The organism is Mycobacterium sp. 852013-50091_SCH5140682 (genome assembly GCF_001665685.1).
In the GTDB taxonomy this organism is placed as follows: domain Bacteria; phylum Actinomycetota; class Actinomycetes; order Mycobacteriales; family Mycobacteriaceae; genus Mycobacterium.
The window spans coordinates 1-1193 of sequence record NZ_LZTB01000135.1 but is presented as its reverse complement, the minus strand read 5'-3'; the positions used below and the strand labels follow the sequence as shown (position 1 = coordinate 1193).

The following is a 1193-nucleotide window of genomic DNA, read 5'->3' as shown; positions in this document are numbered from 1 at the left end:
GGCGATGAGTCGCATCACGTCCGTCTGGCCGATCGCCAGCACGGCGCCGTACACGATGCCGATCACCGCCAGGGTGATGATGATGGGCCGGAAATAGGTTGCCGCGTCGGGGAACAACGGCAGGCAGTAGCGCAGCATCCCGAACGTGCCGACCTTGTCCATGATCGCCATCATCAACACCGCACTGGCCGGGGTGGCCTCGACCGCGGCATCGGGCAGCCAGCGGTGGAACGGCCACAGTGGGGCCTTGACGGCGAACGCGAACATGAAACCCAGGAACAGGAAACTGCCCACGGCGGGGCTGATTACCAGCCGACCCGACGCCACCGCCTCGACGATCGCCCGGAAATCGAAGGTGCCGGAAGCGAAGACGTCGCTCTGCGCGGTCACCACATACAGCCCGATCACCGCGGCGAGCATGACCAGCCCGCCGAACAGGTTGTACAGCAGGAACTTCACCGCTGCGCGCGACCTGTTTTCGCCCCCGAAGCCGCCGATGAGGAAGTACATCGGGATCAGCATGGCTTCGAAGAACACGTAGAACAGCAGGATGTCCAGGGCCACCAGCGACATGAACACCATGCCCTCGACCGCCAGCATCAGCGCGAGGTACGCCTGCACCGACCGGCCGGCGAGCCCGGTTCGGTCGGCGGCGTCGTTCCAACCCGCGATGATCAGCAGAGGCATCAAGACCGCGGTGAGTACCACCAGCGCGAGGGCGATCCCGTCGACACCGAGAATGTATCCGGTCCCGAAAGACGGTATCCACGGGTGTGATTCGACGAATTGGTACTGCTTGCCTGCCGGGTCGAAGCCGACCGCGAGCACCACTGCAACGGCGAGCGCCACTACCGACACGGCCAGCGCGAACCATTTGGCCAGGACCCGCTGCCCGGCCGGGATGAGGATCACGATCGCGGCGCCGACCGTCGGCACCGCCCAGAGCACCGTCAGCGACGGAAAGGTGTTCACCACAGCCGCACCGCCAGGATCGCCGCCACCACGAGCGCCGCGCCGGCGAGCATCGACAGCGCATAGGATCGGGCAAAGCCCGTCTGCCATTGTCGGGCCCGGTCGGAGGTTCGGCTGACCAGAGCGGCCAGCCCGGTGGCTGCCCCGTCGACCCCTTTGTCGTCGACCTCGACCAGGGCCGCGGTCAACGTCTGCCCACCTCGCATGAACACCGCCTCGTT

At 66.3% G+C, this 1193-nt stretch carries 1 protein-coding gene and 1 pseudogene; both read right to left on the bottom strand.

The genetic code is table 11. From position 1 onward, the window contains the following. A partial coding sequence (locus tag A5784_RS35750) for an NADH-quinone oxidoreductase subunit M (protein WP_156750956.1) occupies positions 1–975 on the bottom strand: 975 nt, incomplete at its 3' end. Next, positions 969–1193 (bottom strand): annotated as a pseudogene (locus A5784_RS35745) (NADH-quinone oxidoreductase subunit L); the annotation flags it as partial. The pseudogene A5784_RS35745 and the gene A5784_RS35750, both read right to left, overlap by 7 nt.